Here is a 1,044-nt window from a genome sequence, read left to right as displayed (position 1 = left end):
CCCCCTCTCCCCGGTCTCCCGCGCCGCGGTCTCCGGTTTCTGTGGCGGCGGGCCGGCGTCGTCGTGCGGCTCGTGGCCTGGTCGGTGTTGGAGACGGCGCAGACGTTCCTCATGGGGTACGCGCTCGCCCGGGCCCTGGACGACGGGTTCCTGGCGGGACGGGCGGGCGTGGGGCTGGGGTGGCTCGGCGTCGGGGCCGCGGCCGTGGTCGTCGGGGCCTTCGGGACCGGCCGGGTGTACGGGTGCGTCGCGGCGCTGGTGGAACCGTTGCGGGACCGCCTCGTGCACGGCGTCGTCGAGCGAGGTGTGCGGGAGGCCGACGACGGCGCGCTGTCCGGGCTCACCCAGCAGGTGGAGATCGCCCGGGACACCTTCGCCGGCCTGGTGATGGTGTCCCGCTCGTTCGTGTTCACGGCAGCCGGCGCGCTCATCGGGCTGTTCTCGCTCGCTCCCCCGCTGCTGCTGGTCGTCGTCCCCCCGCTGGTGGTGGGCGTGGCCCTCTTCCTCGCGTCGCTCCGTCCCCTGGCCCGCAGACAGGAGGCGTTCCTCGTGGCGGACGAGGCCCTCGCCACCGGCCTGGGCGCCGTGTGCCCGGGGCTGCGGGACATCACGGCGGCCGGTGCGGAGGAGTCGGTCGCCGACGACACGGCGCGGCGCGTCGACGCCGAGTACCGGGCGGCACGCTCCCTCGCCCGCTGGGGCGTCCTGCGGGTCGCGTCCCTCGCGGTCGGCGGCCAGCTCCCCGTCGTGCTGCTGCTGGCGGCCGCCCCCTGGCTGCTGGCGCGCGGTGTCACCGCGGGCGCCCTCATCGGCGCGCTCGCCTACGTCACCCAGTCCCTCCTCCCGGCCCTGCAGAACCTGGTCCACGGCCTGGGCACGAGCGGCTCCCGCCTCGCGGTGGTCCTGCGCCGACTGGCCCCGGCGGACGAGCCGTCGCGCGTGCCCCTGCAGGAACCGAGGCCGGGGCCGACCCCGGCCGCGGTGGCCCGCCCCACGGCGCTCCGGCCGGAACCGACGTCGATCCCCGCAGCACCCCCCACCACC

At 77.2% G+C, this 1,044-nt stretch carries 1 protein-coding gene; it reads left to right on the top strand.

Annotated features, from left to right (window positions below):
• A partial coding sequence (locus tag AOK15_RS37695) for an ABC transporter ATP-binding protein (protein ID WP_478078825.1) occupies positions 1-1,044 on the top strand: 1,044 nt, incomplete at both ends.

Origin of the sequence: Streptomyces ossamyceticus (assembly GCF_001418475.1) — a bacterium.
GTDB lineage: Bacteria > Actinomycetota > Actinomycetes > Streptomycetales > Streptomycetaceae > Streptomyces > Streptomyces ossamyceticus.
The sequence above is the reverse complement of the archived record's forward strand: the minus strand, read 5'-3'. Positions and strand labels throughout refer to the sequence as shown.